The following is a 15808-nucleotide window of genomic DNA, read 5'->3' as shown; positions in this document are numbered from 1 at the left end:
GCGTCTCGCCTGTGAATTTTTACGGATAAAACATTGATGAACAACCAACCTAGGTTAGACAAATACAAGCAAGAAATCGCAGATTTGTACACCCGCAGAAGTCAAACCTATGACAATAGCGATTGGCATTTACAAATTGCTCGCCGTCTGGTAGAATACGGGCAAGTTAGTTCCGGTCAGCAGGTTTTAGACATTGCAACGGGAACGGGTCATGTGGCGATCGCAGCCGCTCAAATTGTGGGTTCTGAGGGTCGGGTTATTGGCATAGATATTTCGGCTGGAATGCTCGATGTAGCCAGAAACAAAGCTCTAGAATTAAATCTCAACAATACAGAATTTTTGCTGGCGGATGCCGAAAATCTCGACTTTCCAGGTAATAGTTGCGATCGCATTTTTTGCTCTTCGGCCTTCATTTGGATGTCGGATCTGCACGCAGCACTCACTCACTGGCACACATTTCTCAAACCAGGGGGAATCATCGGCATTCATGCCTTCGCCGACACCGCTTTTGTAGGCGGAGTTGTCACGCAGAAAGTAGCCGAAAAATACGGCATTTCATTCAATATGAGCAAACCCACAGGCACCGTTGAAAAGTGCCACAGATTGCTCGAACAAGCAGGATTTGAGGAAATAGAAATTAAAATTGAGCAAGACGGCAGCTATATAAGTTTGGAAAAAGCAAAAGCAATGTGGGCCGGAAATTCCCATCCCGCCCCCGGACAATATCCACCCCCGTTATCAACACTTTCAAACGAGCAATTAGCACAAGCCAAGGCTGAATTTGAGGCTGAATTAGAAGCATTGCAAACCGAACAAGGTATTTGGAACGATATCACCACTTTTTACGTATTCGGTCAAAAATAGCAGCCTACAATCTCCCTGCAAAGTTAACATCTAACTGTACTCATCTGCGTTTATCTGCGTGCATCTGCGGTTAAAAAATCCAAATCTACCAGATATCACCTTACACTAAACCAGCTTGAAAAATCTGATTTGCAGTCAGGTTCAAATCAGAAAAAGTTTGCGACACAATCCGATCGTTCTCTCGAAACTTGAGGACTTGATATTCACCATCAACCAAGTTACAGACAGAAATTGTCGGTTTTTTAGGATTGCCAATAAAATTACGTCCACCCAAAGCAGCATAATCCACAATCCAATATTCAGGGATACCCATCTCCTCATAATCAGCATATTTCAAATAGTAATCATCGCGCCAATTGGTTGACACAACCTCAATTACCAAAGGTATCGACGCACCCAAACTGAGGACAGATTGTTTTTGCCACAATGTTTCGTTCACCAGATTTCCCCGATTCAGCACCAACACATCAGGGAAATAACCAGAATCTTTTTCAGGAGGTCTAACTATCACTTGGCGGGGGATACCGTAGGGCAATCCCAGACGTTTGATTTCAACAGGAATTTCGACTGCAAGAAAGCTTATAACTTCCTCGTGTTCGCCTAGTGGTTGTGCCATCTCAACAATATCTCCATTATGCAGTTCGTAGCGTACCGCGGAATTTTCAGGCAGCCACTCCACAAATTCCTCGAAGTTTACGAGTTTGGGTAAAGCTTGAGTCATAGGTTTTCAGAAATACCGATAATATCAATTATATCTCTATCTATCTGCGTTTATCTGCGTGCATCTGCGGTTACAAATTCCGAATCTGCCAGCCTTGCTAGATTCAGACAATTTAAAATGCTGGATTTAATCGGGCGCTTTTCATCCCAAAATACGATCGCTGAATAAAAGTTAATTGCCGCCGCTGAATTCAAAAGCTCAAAAGTTTGACGTGCAACTCTCTCGCTGTCAAAGCTGAGAAAGTAAACAGTATCATCGAAGATTGCAGGTTTATTAGCTATTTCACCGATTAACCTAAAATCCAATTTTTTATAAAGCCCGCAAATCGCAATTTTCCAAGGTTGGAAGCTATAATCGCCTACTCCAAAAATCGAAAATCGAGGGTTATTTTGATAAATTTTGCTTTTGCGATTATCTAGATATTGCCCGCACTTCTCTAGATAACGTCCGGTTTTAGGAGCTAGACTTTTGATATTTTCGGTTGATTCACCGATGAATCTTTGAGTAACTAGGATATATCGATCGGTAGCATTAATGCGATTTTGAGCAACATCAGATCCTTTAAATAGCGGAAATAGATAAGTTTCCTCAAGCTCGACAGCTTCCCCAAATCCATTGACAAACAAATTATCAATTTTCCGAAACTCCATAACGCCAGAACAGTCGTGCTTTACACCCGATCGCCATTTCGTTCCTGAATTGACAGCATATAAATTACTCAATTTATTGAAAGAGTCTATATCCTTAATCAGGAGATTTTTTTGATATCCGATTCTGTGGCATTCTGAACTGTGTAAACTGCTAAATACATCGCAGAAGTAGTTTTGTGAGCTTGAGTCAAACTTGCAGTATAACAGACAGGCATCAACATTTGCACCAAAATACTTTTTAGCATCTATTGTGTAAGTTGCACAGCTAGCGAGATTAAGTTTTTTTGAATAAATGTAACTCAATAACTTTCTAGCAGTGGAAGTTTTGCAAAGCATTGCCAGATCCGCATCGCGATTTTGCAGCCATTGCACCACCTGAATTAGCATCCATTCTGAGATATCGAAGTTACTCTTACCTGTGAGAGCATCTAAGCCAGTGTGCTTTTGAAAATTACTTTTTTTCGGCAAGTTTTCACTGCCCAGAGTTCCTTGTTGTGAGTTTGTTACCCAAGGAAAGTTGCCAAGTACCAGTACCCTATGATTAAACTGGTTGATTAATGATGTCCAGTCAAACTCAAAAAAATCTCCGTGCTTAACCTCACATCTTTCATCCTGTAACAATTCATGCTTAGCTCTTAATTCTCTTAAATAACTTTGATTTATTTCAACCCCGATAATCTTGCTGGCGGATGGAAACGAATTTGCAGCAGCTTTAATGAAATTACCTATCCCGCAAGTTGGCTCAATGATGACTTTGGGGTTAACATCAAGTTCTATCAATTTCCGACACACCATCTCAGCTAATGCCAGCGGTGTCTGAAAATCCCCGTATTCTAGTTTTGTTTTGCGATGGGTGTAACTCATCGGTTAGATTGATAAACTCTTAATTACAACTTATTATTGAAGAAATAACTTAGTTCCCACCACATTTCGCCATTACTCCAAAACAAAAAATCACCGGGATAGCTAAAGCTAATATCTAAACTCGCAGCAATATATTCCTTATCAACGGGATGGAATTTATATTCCAAGGATTTTATTTTAGTTATGAGTATAGTATCGATAAAACAAAGTCTACTGATAAGTTCTATGTAAAACTCTTCTGTTTTTCCCCAATCATCTAGTTCCTCTATACCTGAAGTCCCTAAAGATGTTTGAACGAAATAAACTAAATCATTATAATATTCTAATAAACTTAAATCATTATAATCTTCTAAGAAGATTATTCCCTCATCATCCGGATTTATAATCCTCAAACTCTCAATTTCTTCTCGTAGCTCTTTTATGAACTCCTTTTGTTGAGCTATTTTTGCAAGCAGCCGATTAATTTCCTCATCCGGAGTTGTAATTTTCCTACTCTCAATTTCTTGCTGAAGAAGTGCAACTCTATTTTTCTCGTCCTTAAGCTGTAGCTCGAAACTTATTTTGGTTTTTTCTAGCTCTCTGGCATTCTCTTCTAGTTGCTTAACTTTTGTTTCTAATTGACGTGAATTGGAGTTTAATGAATTTAACTCATAAAGTTTTATTTCTAATTGGTTTTTTTCTTGCTCTAGCTGGTTATTATCTATCTCTAAAGGTTGAATTCGGTCTAGTGATCGTCTTAGTTCTGAGTCTAAAGAATTTTTGCTAGCTCGGAGTTGTAGATTATCTTGCGTCAATCTAGTATTATTATCTTTAACTTGATTTAACTCTCTTCTCAGAACGTCTCTTTCTTGCTGTAAATCCGTATTTGTTTTAATGAGTGATTGATTTTGGGCTATGACTTCATTAAGCTGTCTAGTAACCTCTTTAACTTTCTCGATTAAAAATTCCCACGTTATAAACTCTAGATCTTGACTACTGAGAGAACCACCCAATTCTTGAATAAGAACTTTTTTATGAGCTTCTAGTTCTTCAATTTTTTGTTCAAAGTAAACATTTTCAATACGAAGATTTGTTGAAATTTTCCTTACTGCATCTCTTTCGCTTTCAACGCTTGCTAACTGTTGTTGTAGCCTTTGAACCGTCTGCTTCAAAGAATTGTTCTCAGTATTAGCTGCCTTGAGTTCTGCCTCTGTTTGCTTAAATCTTGCAAGGATTTGAACTATAAAAGCGGTAAATAGGTTATTTCCTTGTTGTAACTGCTGGTTTATTTGCCTAAGCTCAACTGTCTGTGCTTCGAGCCTGTTATCATCCGGTTTGTTCTTACCCCTGCGAAGTTGCAGGTAAATTATTACGATACTTAGTAATGCTATTAAACCCGCAGTTTCGTAAACCATACGAATAATTTTTTGAAAATTGCGTTTTTGGACATCGGTTCCCAGGCAGAGGCTAGGAAGCAGTGAATAAAAAAACAGAGGGCGAGTTTCACATAAAACTTAACCGCAAAAGTCCAATTTTATGCACTAAACCCGCCCTCGCAAAACTCCCTTAATAAGCGTCTTGCAATTCGTAAAAATCAGGGGAAATGTAATCTTTCCGCAGTGGCCAGCCTACCCAATCTTCGTTCATCAAAATCCGTTTCAGATTCGGATGTCCTTCATAGACAATGCCGTACATATCGTAGGATTCCCGCTCTTGAAAGTCGGCCGCTTTCCAAATCCAGTAGACTGATGGCACTCTGGGATCTTCGCGGGGGATGAATACTTTGACTCGCACTTCTTCGGGGTGGGAAGCATTATCTGTCAGCTTAGCCAAGTGGTAGACGCTGACTAAATCTTCTCCCGGCCCTTGGTCGTAGGCGCACTGGCACTGCATATAATTAAACCCGTAGGCATACAGTGCTGTTGACATCGGAATTAAGAAGTCTCGATCGACCTTTAATATCTCCACGCCCAAATTATCCGCCGCTAAAGCTTCGTGTTCAAAGCCATTCTGAGTCAGCCACTGGGAAACCTTCCCGGCTTCAACAATTGCCGATTCTTGCTCAGCCACGGTTTACCTCCTGTTTTTGTCCTGCAAGCAAAGCCGGTGGTACTGGCATTCCCATTGCTTCAGTCAATTCTTTCGGTGGCGACATCCGGCCTGGAACTGACAAGTATTTGCCGTCCAAAATGTCGTCTACTACTTTCATTTTGTGGGGTCTGGTGTAGTAGCGGTGGGTTGGCAGCAAATTGGCCCGTTCTTGCATAGAATCGTTGGCGATTTTTTTCCGCAGTTTGATAATTGCGTCAATAATCGCTTCTGGACGGGGAGGACAGCCGGGGATGTACACATCTACGGGAATCAGTTTGTCAACGCCTCTGACTGCTGTGGTGGAGTCTACGCTGAACATTCCGCCGGTGATGGTGCAAGCACCCATCGCGATCACGTATTTTGGTTCGGGCATTTGTTCGTACAGCCGCACCAAGATGGGGGCGTACTTCATGGTAATTGTGCCGGCGGTGATGATCAGGTCGGCTTGTCGGGGACTCGATCGGGGTACTAAGCCGAATCTGTCGAAGTCAAAGCGCGACCCGATCAAAGCTGCAAATTCGATGAAGCAGCAAGCTGTGCCGTAAAGCAGCGGCCACAGGCTCGAAAGTCTCGCCCAATTATAGAGGTCATCCACTGTGGTCAGGATGACGTTCTCTGATAATTCGGATGTGACTTCAGGGCGAATAGCGGGGTTGACAATTAGAGGTTTTTGTGATTTGTCAGAACTTAAGACCATTCCAAGGCTCCTTTGCGCCATGCATAGACAAGAGCAATAACGAGGATCGTGATAAAAAACAAGGCTTCGATGAAAGCCAACAGTCCTAGCTGGTTGAATGCAACCGCCCAAGGATAGAGGAAGACGGTCTCTACGTCGAAGATGACGAAGACTAGGGCGAACATATAATATCGGATGTTGAACTGAATCCAGGCTCCGCCGATCGGCTCGACGCCGGATTCGTAGGTAGTGCGTCGGTCGTAGGGACGACTTTTCGGGCGCAGTACCTTAGACGCCGTGAGGGCGAGGATAGGGACTAGGCTGGAAATTAACAGGAAGCCTAAGAAATACTCGTAGCCGCTGAGTGCAAACACGGTGAATAATTACTGCCTAGGTGAAAGGGTTCTGTAACTTGTCTTTACATTATATAGATTTTGGGTAGCTAAAATTACGAGTTGGTTGAGATTAATCGTCCATCTTCTGCAATAATTTTTAATGTATATTTTAAGATTAGCTTACCTACTCTTTTGGAGCTATGAGCGATCGAGCCACTGAAACTAAAACCCTCGATCGGCACGAGTGCCGCGCCTGCGGCTACGTCTACGATCCGAAAAAGGGCGATCCTAAAATTGACATTGCCCCGGGCACGGCTTTTGAAGATTTGCCCCAAACTTGGGTCTGTCCCGTTTGCGGGGCGCGCAAATCCATGTTTCAAAATCTCGGTCAGATGGAAGGGGTATCGGGATTTAAGGCAAATCAGCGTTACGGTGTCGGTGTCAACGGCATGACCGAAGGTCAAAAAAGTTTGCTGATTTTTGGCGGCTTGGTCGTTGGTTTCTTGTTGTTACTTAGTATGTATGGTTTGCAGTAAGACGATTGTGAGATTTTGGCAACGAATTGTAATGTTATTGGTCGCTGCGCTCATCTGTACGAGTTGCAGCACGATCGGTTCTGTGAGTTACAACCCCTGGCAAGTGATTTCCCTGCCGACGGAAGCTAATTTGCAGGATATTGCCTTTACGGGCAATCCTCAGCACGGCTGGGTTGTGGGTTCTGAGGCGACTCTGCTCGAAACGCTTGACGGCGGTACTAGCTGGAAGTCCATAGCACTCGATATCGACGAGCCGAGGTCGCGTTTTGCGTCGGTGAGTTTTTCTGGTTCAGAAGGCTGGATTGTCGGCCAGCCTTCTGTTTTACTCCACACGAACGATGAGGGCAAGTCTTGGACGCGGATTGCTTTGAGCTCTCAGTTGCCCGGTTCTCCGAGTACGATCGCGGCTTTGGGCCCGAATTCCGCCGAGATGACCACCGATGTCGGGGCAATTTACCGGACTTCTGACGGCGGCAAAAATTGGAAAGCTGTCGTGCAGGATTCTTTTGGGGTAGTTCGCAATATCAACCGTTCTGAAGACGGGCAGTATGTTGCGGTTTCCTCGAAGGGCAATTTCTATTCGGTGTGGAAACCCGGACAAGAAGCTTGGGAACCTCACAACCGCAACAGTTCTCGCCGCCTGCAAAATATGGGTTTTACCAAGGACGGGCGTTTGTGGATGCTCGCCCGCGGCGGTCAGATTCAGTTTAGCGACCCGGAAAGTGCTGAAGGTTGGGGAAAACCGTTTTTTCCCGATCGCAAGGCGAGTTGGGGTTTGCTGGACATGGCTTACCGGACTGACAATGAAGTTTGGGTAGCCGGCGGCGGCGGCAATTTGGTGTGCAGTTTCGACGGCGGGAAAACTTGGCAAAAAGACCGCGAAGTTGAAGATGTTCCCGCTAATTTTTACAGGATTGTCTTTATGGGCCCCGATCGCGGATTTGTGCTCGGCGCGAGCGGTACTCTACTTAAATATCAAGGTTCAGCGCAAGCTGCTTGATAGTAGAATAGTAATAGAGATTGTCTGTCGATTTGTTGTTGAAAGGAGGATTCTAAATGGCTGGTACAACTGGAGAACGTCCGTTTGGGGACATTATTACAAGTATCCGTTATTGGGTAATTCACAGCATCACCATTCCGGCTTTGTTTATTGCTGGATGGCTGTTTGTGCAAACGGGTTTGGCTTACGATGCTTTCGGAACTCCTCGCCCTAACCAGTATTTCACACCGCAGCGGGAAGAAGTGCCGATTATCTCGGATCGCTTTGAAGCTAAAAAACAAGTAGATCAGTTCATTGCCAAGTAATTTAACAAGGATTTGGAAAAATGACGAGCAGAACCCCAAACAATGAGCCAATTTCGTATCCGATTTTTACGGTGCGGTGGTTGGCAGTTCATACTTTAGGTGTCCCAACAATTTTCTTTTTGGGCGCGATCGCAGCAATGCAATTTATTCAACGATAGGAGTTTACAATGCCTGAGCGCGTTCCTAATCCCAACGAGCAGCCTGTTGAGTTAAATCGGACTTCTCTTTATTTGGGTCTGTTGATGATTTTTACTCTGGGTATTTTGTTTTCCAGTTATTTCTTTAATTAACTGGTAGCTGAGTTTGCTTTCGATAGTTCGATCGAATTTGTTTAGCTGTGAATTAATGAGGTGATGGCTATGTCTAGTGGTGGAAGAATTCCTTTGTGGCTGGTAGCTACTGTTGCAGGCCTCGGTGTTCTGAGCATTGTGGCTCTTTTCTTCTACGGTGCTTATGCCGGTTTGGGTTCTTCGATGTAAGGAGAATCAAGCTGATTTTCGGCTTTTAACCCCCCTTGAAAAAGGGGGGTTTTAATTATGCGAATTGTTGGTAAATCAGGGATAAATTAGATCGAAAGTGTTGATTTTATGCCAAGTTTATGATATTTTAACAGTCTGGTGATAGCGAGATTTTTTGTGGTTGGGTGGAGATTTGCTCGATAAACTGTTCCGGGGCGGGTTGACCAATAACCAGAAAATCGATCGCCACTGGCCGACGATCGCTAAGAGAGTGTGGGCAGATCCTGAAATTAGCCAAAAGTTGCGAGTAGAATGGTGCAAGAGCCGATCGCTCGATCGTAGTGCACAGCGAAATATGACCCCACCGCAGCCGCCCCGCAAACCTCAAACCGTCTTGGGTGCGATTACCCAAGCAGTCCAGACTATTGCTAAGGTTAATTTTAACCAGCTAGCGCTGAAACCTAATGCCAAAGTACCCGAACTGTGGGTGCAGGATGCGGGTGCAGCTAAAGCTGAGGTTTATCCGCTGTTGGGCGATCGATATTTGTTAGGTCGATCGTCCAAATCTTCTGATATTGTGGTTCGCAATCCTGTTGTCAGTCACGTGCACTTATCCCTGTCGCGGGATACTCGGCGGCGGACTCCTTTTGTCATCAAAGATGAAGACTCCACCAACGGTATTTACAGCGGCAAAAGGCGAGTTAAAAATATGTCCCTGCGTCACGGAGACGTATTCACTTTAGGCCCGCCGGAACTAGCCGCCGCTGTCAGAATTCAGTATGTAGATCCGCCGCCTTGGTATTTGGAACTTTTGCGTTACAGCTTTTACGGCATCAGCGGAATCACCGCTTTGATTGCGGTGTTGGTAGGTATGGAATCGACCAAGTTTCGAGTGCGGCCTCTGCCGAGAAGTATCAATGGCCCCGTGATTGTTTACGCCCGCGACGGGCAAACTCCGCTGCGTCCTCCTCAGAATAACGCTCACTTAGAACTAAAACAATTGCAGGATTTTTCGCCTTATTTATCCAAGGCGGTACTTGCTTCGGAAGACAGCCGCTACAATTGGCATTTGGGGGTAGATCCGCTGGGGGTTTTGCGGGCGCTTTTGACCAATGTTCGCGGGGGAGGAATTCGCGAAGGCGGCAGCACTGTGACGCAGCAGTTAGCGAGGAGTTTGTTTCGAGATTATGTGGGAACTCAAGATTCGGCGGGACGCAAGTTGCGGGAAGCTGTAGTTGCTTTGAAACTTGAGAATTATTACAGCAAAGACGAGCTGTTGCTGACTTATTTAAATCGCGTGTTTTTGGGAATTGACCTTTACGGTTTTGAGGATGCGGCTCGGTTTTATTTTGGGAAGTCGGCGAAGGATTTAACTTTGTCAGAGGCGGCAACTTTGGCGGGCATTTTGCCAGCGCCAAACAGTTTTAATCCGATTCAAAATTATCAGTTGGCGGTACAGTACCGCGATCGGGTAATCGAACGGATGCGGGCACTGGGGACGGTTTCTCAGGAAGAAGCCGATCGCGCGAGGCGATCGCGAATTGAAATTAATCCCAAAGCTCGCGAATTTCTGCAAAGTACGATCGCTCCTTATTTCTATAATTATGTATTTGACGAATTGGAGTTTTTGCTGGGGGAGCAGTTAGCCAGAGAAGGCAATTTTATTGTAGAAACAGGTTTGAATCCCGGCCTGCAAAAGGTGGCTGAAGCTTCCCTCAGAAATGCTGTAGAAAATGCGGGAGCCAATGCAGGTTTTTCTCAAGGAGCAGTGGTAACTCTCAATACTGCAACCGGGGAAGTATTAGCTTTAGTTGGGGGTGTAGATTATTTGAAAAGTCAGTTTAATCGGGCTACCCAAGCTTTTAGACAGCCCGGTTCTACATTTAAGATTTTCAGCTATGCAGCCGCCTTAGAAGGCGGAATACCGACCAGCAAAACTTATTCTTGTGCCCCCCTTTCTTGGGGGGGACAAAGTTACAGCGGCTGCGAAAGAACCAGCGGCAGTGCGGATATGTATCGGGGTTTAGCACAGTCGGAAAATGCAATTGCTTTGAGAGTAGCACAGGATGTCGGTTTAGACAATGTAGTGCAAATGGCCAGACGTTTAGGGATTACATCTGAACTGCGTTCTAACCCAGGTTTAGTATTAGGTGAAAGTGAAGTTAACGTATTGCAATTAACTGGTGCATTCGGGGTTTTGGCGAACCGGGGTTTGGGGAATCGCCCCCACGTAATCAAGCGAATTATTGACAGCAGCGATTGCAAAGATCGAAATAATTTTAACAGTTGTCGGGTGATTTATGACTATCAAAAAGATGGCATTGCCAATCGGCAGTTAGTTTCTGAAGCCGTAGCGGATACGATGACAGATATGCTGCAAGGTGTTGTGCGGGGAGGTACGGGCAGCAGTGCTGCTTTGGGGTTAGGAGAAGCTGGAAAAACAGGCACGACTAATGATAATAAAGATTTGTGGTTTGTCGGTTATATTCCGAGTCAGCAAATGGTGACAGGAGTTTGGTTGGGAAATGATGATAATTCTGCCACTGGGGGAGGCAGTGCAAATGCCGCTCAGTTGTGGGGGGAGTATATGCGGCAGGTGGCGCGTTGAAATCATCAGTCATTAGTCATTAGTCATTAGTTAGTAGTTAGTAAGCTGTACTGCATTTAAATTGTATGTTGAGGGCGGGCTTTCCTGCCCACCCCACAAGAGTAAAAGTTTATTTTACCATGCAATTTAAATGCGGATTAGCTTAGTCATTTTACCAATGACTGATGACTACAGATGCAATATTTAAATTTATTCTACTGTCTGAGAAACTAAGCGAAAGCTAACGCTCCCCGCGAGCAATGACATCAATACGTTATTGATTTCCAGGCTGATTAAAGTTAACTGAGCGATGATTTTTTCAGCGCTTGAGTTGTTCGTCTCCAAAGCGATCGCACATATTTTCGTTGGTCGATCGCGTGCAGTACAATAAAGGCCAGGAAAGTATAAGCAATCCAGAAATGTAAATCTCCTGCAAAATCTACAACCGCTGCATTTTGAGGAAAGATGTCTGGCAGCGTTGCAACCCAGAAGAAAGGGACATTCCCGCTTTTATAGGAATTAGAGAGGAAAAATCCGCTCAGAGGAAGCGCTACCATGAACAGATAAATTGCCGCGTGCAGTAAAAACTTGCGAATCCACTCACCTGTAAACTTGGGAAGGCGGCGCGTATACTTACGCCACCAAACCCGCTGCAAAATGAAAATCCGCCAAGTTAGCAATGCCATTGTCAAGGCTCCAATGGATTTATGCAAAGTATAAGCGTTGCCTTGTAATGGTGTATTGTCTGGCATTTTTACCATCCCAAATCCCCCAACAAACAGCAGCAAATAACAGGTTGCCATCACCGCGTGCATTAACCATAATTCCTTGAAGGCTGAATTTGCTCTAGGCTGGGGCTTTGTTTCTTGCGGAACTAATTGGGAACTCATCTAATGCCTCCTAAACATTGAATCGTGTTTGCTATGTGTCAGTCGATTTTAGATTTTAGATTGACTCCAAAGATGAATCTGGAAGCTTGAACTATGGTCTAAAATTTTTATATTTCCACGATTTAAGTCGGGATCTTGTATCCGTTTTTGGGCGGAATCATTCAATTCAATATATGCAAGTTCTATAAATCACAGATAAACCGTTGATTAAAACTTTTTTATGTTTCTGGCGACAAAGGCAAAGGAGAAAATAGTTTATTTTGCAATACAGTACAGGAATCGAAACAAACAGTTATGCAACGGAACTCTAGAAAAAAAGCCTCAAAAAACGACCTAAAAAAATATTATCAAATTATAGCCCAACAACAAGCGATGATTGCCAACAAACGGCGAGATTTTCCGCGCGCTGGAAGTGACATCCAGTGCTGGACGCAAAACCCAGGAACAGCAGATGCTGCGATTGCTTTCATAACAGAGCGCGAAAGCTAACGCTCAAGACTGAGCAATGACATAAATCTGTCATTGATGCTATCGCGGACTGACATCGCAATGACATCGAGCGCGCGATCGTCCCCGCTGGCGAACCAAATCAGGGGAGCGAAATCAAAGCGTTGCACAATTTGAGGATGATGCTTGTCGGGTGTTCCGTCTGCTGTGACAATACAGCGGACGGGGTATGAGATCCCATCCCGCAAAACAATCAAAATCATCCCGCAATTATGCAACACCGAAATCAAAGCGATCGAAATTATAGCGCTTCTGACCCCATCCTCCCGCTTATTCTACAGTCTGAGAAACGGGGCGACAGCCAGACAAGATCGAGTGCAAATTGACGACATTTCCGATTACCGCGATCGCAGGTGCTGCAAACCCGACCGCCTCAACTTGCTCTACAATTGTACCCAAAGTCCCGATCAATTCTTCTTGTTCCGGCCGCGTTCCCCAGCGCACTAATGCTACGGGCGTTTCTGCACTCAATTCTGCTGCGGTCAACTGACCGATAATGTAAGACAAATTGTGGATTCCCATGTATACTACAATAGTTTCCGAGCCGCGGGCGATCGCCTGCCAATTTACCTCCGGTCGATATTTTCCCGCTGATTCGTGACCGGTGACAAAGGTGACAGAGGAACTGTACGATCGGTGTGTTAAAGGAATTCCCGCATAAGCAGGGGCCGCAATTCCAGAAGTGACACCGGGCACTACTTCTACCGACACTCCTGCTTTTACCAACTCTTCCATTTCTTCGCCGCCGCGACCGAAGATAAACGGATCGCCGCCTTTGAGACGAACTACGATCGCATTATCTCCAGCTTTTTCTATCATTAACTGAGTGGTTTCATCTTGCATTAACGAGTGGCGGCCTTTGCGTTTTCCGGCATCAATTCGTTCTGCTTGGGGGTTGATTGATGCCAAAATTTGAGGGCTGACTAAAGCGTCGTAAATCACCACATCCGCACACTCTAACAGAGCTTTTCCCTTCAAGGTCATTAAACCCGGATCTCCGGGCCCCGCACCTACTAAATACACTTTTCCTAAAGACATTTTTCTTGGTTCCTTTACCTCTTCTTTGCCTCTGCGGTTCATTTTTGAATTAAATTCCCAATTAAGTCTGCTAATTGTACACTTGCGCCTAGAGGATTTGCGAGATGAAGTTCCGCCGCAGGAAATTGCTGCTTTAGCTGTGCGACATTTTTGGCGATCGCATCTGTAATTCCTCCATTAAATAAGAAGTATGGCACAATTCCAATTTGCTGCTGTCCACCACGAACCAAACTCTCAATTTGCTCTTCCAAACTCGGCTTTACCGACCAATAAGCTGTCTGTGCACCGAGTTGGCTGGCGATTTCCTCAACTGTCGAGTTACCTCCGGGGCGACGGCTGCCGTGAGATAATAAAATCCATTTTGGCAATAGCAGATTGGGAAGAAAAGTCACCTCTTGCATCTGACTTTTTACCAATTGTGTTAAGCCTGCTTCCTGGGAACCTAAATGCGGGCGCAATTCAATTTTTAGCTTGTCACCAAAAGTTTTTTGGGCAATTTCCACCTCTGCCGGTATGTCTTCGGCGACGTGAACTCCCGGCAATAAAAATACAGGCAGTATTTGCAATTCTCTCAGTCCCAGCGACAGGGTACGTTCGCCAAAACTGCAAATTTGTTCGTGCAGCGGTGCGGGCCCGAGTTCTAAGGTGGCGGTTGCTACTGCGGGGAACGAGTCAGCCAAATTTTGAGCCAGCAGTTGACCTAGGTTTTCCAAAGCTAGTTGGGGTCTGGGGTCGCGGCTGCCGTGAGAAACTAATAAATAGGTCGATGCTCGCAATTTCAATATGGATTTGATGTTAATGTTCGATCGGGATTTCAAATAATTGTAACACCGTAGGGCGCGTGACTTAAAAATTACTCAACATAAAAGTTTGATATCGTAGGGTGCGCGGCTTGAAAATTACTCAACACTGCGCTTAAATCTTCTAAGCCGCACACCTTACAAAAAAAGGTGCGCGGCTTAAAAATTACTTAACACTGGGCTTAAATCTTCACTCGCCACCCAGGTTACACAACTCTCTAATTAACCTTTAGGAGCGGGATCGGCAATGTATTGGAAAGTAGGTTCCGAGTTCCAAGGGCCGCGTTCATCCTTGCCATTTGTGGACAAGTTAAAGTAGAGATCCACAGTGGAATCTGGCGGAATATTGCCGAACAGCGGATCGGTGAGTTTACCCAACGCTTCGAGAGCTTTCATGAACATTTCAGTGTGAGAAATTTCGCGAGTCAGCAGAAAGTGCAGCGTCTTTTTCGTTCCCATATCCGGTGCTAGTTTAATCAACTCTTCGTAGGTTTGGCGAGCTCCTGCTTCCGCACCGATATTAGCGCGTAAATCGCGCACTACATCGCCACCTTCGTTGACATAAGCACCCGTCCAAGCTTGACCTTGGCTATCCAGCAAGTGCGGACCTACACCGCGCACCGCAAACAAAGTGCTTTTATAAGCTTCTGTTTGGTCAACGTTTTTGGTGTGCATTTCGATGAGTTTGCCCACCATTTCTAAGTGGCTGAATTCTTCTATTGCAATATCTTGGAGCATATCCTTAATCCCTGCATCTTCACAGTGAAAGGACTGCACCCAGTATTGCAGAGCTGCTGTGAGTTCTCCGGTTGCTCCGCCAAATTGTTCTAGCAGCAATTGGGCAAAACGGGGGTTGGCTTCGTCTACTGTCACCGCAGCCATTAATTGTTTTTTGTGAAAAAACATGGATCGATACCTCTTTTAATTCTGTTGTTACAGTCTCTGGATTGCAGACTTGTAGCTGTGTTCACCTTCAGCATCCATTGTGCGACAAGCGATCGCACCGAACCTCGGTCGCTAGTTACATCTAACGAGACAAATTTCTCTGCTTTCAGGTAGAGTTTAAATATGAAATTTTACTTAGTGAGTCGGTAGACCAAATTACAATTTAGAAGCTGCATTATTGTCGCACTCGGTTAATTTTGCTGACAGGGCATCGAGATGCCGCAGCCACTGAATGCCGCCAACCCAACTGCGAGAGGGGAGGTGTCCGATTGGTGCTTGCTGACTAAATTTAATCTGCCTTAAAGTAGTAGCAGAATTGTAGGTTTGCCAGTTGACCCGATCGCAAAATCTGATATAGTCTCCCTTAACGCTTTCATAAATCTGCTTTTGGACGCTGAAGCCAAACCGACCTTGACTGTATCGCAACCAAAGGCGATCGAGTGTTTGCAAATCTTCGCAGGGGAGCTGGTAAATTTGGCTAATTTCTAGGGCGTCGGTACAGTAGAGGGGTTTGACAAAAGTGGGCGAGCATGATAGGTAAATTGAGGAGCTTGTTAAATCC

General features: G+C 44.7%; 21 protein-coding genes. 9 read left to right on the top strand and 12 right to left on the bottom strand.

The features are described 5' to 3' along the window. Nucleotides 1-36 precede the first annotated feature (36 nt). Nucleotides 37-864 carry a methyltransferase domain-containing protein gene (locus tag QUB30_RS04475; protein ID WP_333329653.1) on the top strand — a complete coding sequence of 276 codons (828 nt, stop codon included), beginning with the start codon at nt 37-39 and terminating at the stop codon, nt 862-864. A 100-nt stretch (nt 865-964) separates the two neighbouring features. Here QUB30_RS04475 and QUB30_RS04470 read toward each other — a convergent pair whose 3' ends face one another. The 6 genes from QUB30_RS04470 to ndhC form a co-directional block, all read right to left on the bottom strand. Then, entirely contained in the window at nt 965-1585 is a 621-nt protein-coding gene (locus QUB30_RS04470) for a Uma2 family endonuclease (RefSeq protein ID WP_333329650.1), read from the bottom strand. Between the two features lie 50 nt (nt 1586-1635). After that, on the bottom strand, nt 1636-3099 hold the full coding sequence (locus QUB30_RS04465; RefSeq protein ID WP_333329647.1) for a class I SAM-dependent methyltransferase: 1464 nt from the start codon (nt 3097-3099) through the stop codon (nt 1636-1638). 23 nt (nt 3100-3122) lie between these two features. Then, nucleotides 3123-4493, bottom strand: a complete 1371-nt coding sequence (locus QUB30_RS04460) for a hypothetical protein (RefSeq protein WP_333329642.1) — start codon at nt 4491-4493, stop codon at nt 3123-3125. A 151-nt stretch (nt 4494-4644) separates the two neighbouring features. Next, nucleotides 4645-5148 carry an NAD(P)H-quinone oxidoreductase subunit J gene (locus QUB30_RS04455; protein ID WP_333033861.1) on the bottom strand — a complete coding sequence of 168 codons (504 nt, stop codon included), beginning with the start codon at nt 5146-5148 and terminating at the stop codon, nt 4645-4647. Further along, entirely contained in the window at nt 5141-5866 is a 726-nt protein-coding gene (ndhK, locus tag QUB30_RS04450) for a photosynthetic/respiratory NAD(P)H-quinone oxidoreductase subunit K (RefSeq protein ID WP_333329638.1), read from the bottom strand. The genes QUB30_RS04455 and ndhK overlap by 8 nt, the downstream gene beginning before the upstream one ends. Beyond that, nucleotides 5857-6219 (bottom strand): photosynthetic/respiratory NAD(P)H-quinone oxidoreductase subunit C, encoded by a 363-nt coding sequence (gene ndhC, locus QUB30_RS04445; protein ID WP_006635500.1) that lies wholly within the window; start codon nt 6217-6219, stop codon nt 5857-5859. Before ndhC ends, ndhK begins: the two co-directional genes overlap by 10 nt. 161 nt (nt 6220-6380) lie before the next feature. Here ndhC and QUB30_RS04440 point away from each other — a divergent pair, with 161 nt between their 5' ends. The 7 genes from QUB30_RS04440 (at nt 6381) to QUB30_RS04410 (ending at nt 11087) form a co-directional block, all read left to right on the top strand. After that, nucleotides 6381-6716: a rubredoxin gene (locus QUB30_RS04440; RefSeq protein ID WP_333329634.1), complete on the top strand. Its 336-nt coding sequence runs from the start codon at nt 6381-6383 to the stop codon at nt 6714-6716. Beyond that, the gene (locus tag QUB30_RS04435; protein ID WP_333329631.1) at nt 6703-7716 is read left to right on the top strand and encodes a photosynthesis system II assembly factor Ycf48; all 1014 of its coding nucleotides are present in this window, start codon (nt 6703-6705) and stop codon (nt 7714-7716) included. The genes QUB30_RS04440 and QUB30_RS04435 overlap by 14 nt, the downstream gene beginning before the upstream one ends. Nucleotides 7717-7772: 56 nt before the next feature. Next, a complete protein-coding gene (psbE, locus tag QUB30_RS04430; protein WP_006635503.1) occupies nt 7773-8021 on the top strand; it encodes a cytochrome b559 subunit alpha in 249 nt (82 codons plus the stop codon). 20 nt (nt 8022-8041) lie between these two features. Continuing rightward, on the top strand, nt 8042-8179 hold the full coding sequence (gene psbF, locus QUB30_RS04425; RefSeq protein WP_006635504.1) for a cytochrome b559 subunit beta: 138 nt from the start codon (nt 8042-8044) through the stop codon (nt 8177-8179). A gap of 9 nt (nt 8180-8188) precedes the next feature. After that, nucleotides 8189-8311 (top strand): photosystem II reaction center protein L, encoded by a 123-nt coding sequence (locus QUB30_RS04420; protein ID WP_106146846.1) that lies wholly within the window; start codon nt 8189-8191, stop codon nt 8309-8311. 69 nt (nt 8312-8380) lie between these two features. Then, entirely contained in the window at nt 8381-8500 is a 120-nt protein-coding gene (locus QUB30_RS04415) for a photosystem II reaction center protein J (protein ID WP_333329628.1), read from the top strand. 334 nt (nt 8501-8834) lie between these two features. Beyond that, a complete protein-coding gene (locus QUB30_RS04410) occupies nt 8835-11087 on the top strand; it encodes a transglycosylase domain-containing protein (protein WP_333330144.1) in 2253 nt (750 codons plus the stop codon). Nucleotides 11088-11365: 278 nt separating this feature from the next. Here QUB30_RS04410 and QUB30_RS04405 read toward each other — a convergent pair whose 3' ends face one another. After that, a complete protein-coding gene (locus QUB30_RS04405) occupies nt 11366-11956 on the bottom strand; it encodes a cytochrome b (RefSeq protein WP_333329625.1) in 591 nt (196 codons plus the stop codon). 294 nt (nt 11957-12250) lie between these two features. Here QUB30_RS04405 and QUB30_RS04400 point away from each other — a divergent pair, with 294 nt between their 5' ends. Then, nucleotides 12251-12445 (top strand): hypothetical protein, encoded by a 195-nt coding sequence (locus tag QUB30_RS04400; protein ID WP_333329622.1) that lies wholly within the window; start codon nt 12251-12253, stop codon nt 12443-12445. On the opposite strand, the gene QUB30_RS04395 is transcribed toward QUB30_RS04400, so the two are convergent. The 5 genes from QUB30_RS04395 to QUB30_RS04375 all read right to left on the bottom strand — a co-directional run. Then, entirely contained in the window at nt 12442-12666 is a 225-nt protein-coding gene (locus QUB30_RS04395; RefSeq protein WP_333329619.1) for a hypothetical protein, read from the bottom strand. The genes QUB30_RS04400 and QUB30_RS04395 overlap by 4 nt on opposite strands. 67 nt (nt 12667-12733) lie before the next feature. Then, entirely contained in the window at nt 12734-13543 is an 810-nt protein-coding gene (gene cobA, locus QUB30_RS04390) for a uroporphyrinogen-III C-methyltransferase (protein ID WP_333329616.1), read from the bottom strand. Next, the gene (locus tag QUB30_RS04385; RefSeq protein ID WP_333329609.1) at nt 13540-14283 is read right to left on the bottom strand and encodes a sirohydrochlorin chelatase; all 744 of its coding nucleotides are present in this window, start codon (nt 14281-14283) and stop codon (nt 13540-13542) included. The genes cobA and QUB30_RS04385 overlap by 4 nt, the downstream gene beginning before the upstream one ends. Before the next feature lie 240 nt (nt 14284-14523). Further along, a complete protein-coding gene (locus QUB30_RS04380) occupies nt 14524-15207 on the bottom strand; it encodes a manganese catalase family protein (RefSeq protein WP_333036883.1) in 684 nt (227 codons plus the stop codon). 195 nt (nt 15208-15402) lie between these two features. Next, nucleotides 15403-15808, bottom strand: a 406-nt coding sequence (locus QUB30_RS04375; RefSeq protein WP_333329606.1) for a GUN4 domain-containing protein, incomplete at its 5' end; no start/stop codon positions are given.

The sequence above is a fragment of the Microcoleus sp. BROC3 genome (assembly GCF_036702515.1).
Taxonomy (GTDB): domain Bacteria; phylum Cyanobacteriota; class Cyanobacteriia; order Cyanobacteriales; family Microcoleaceae; genus Microcoleus.
Note: the sequence above shows the minus strand (reverse complement) of the source record. Positions and strands in the feature narration are given on the sequence as shown.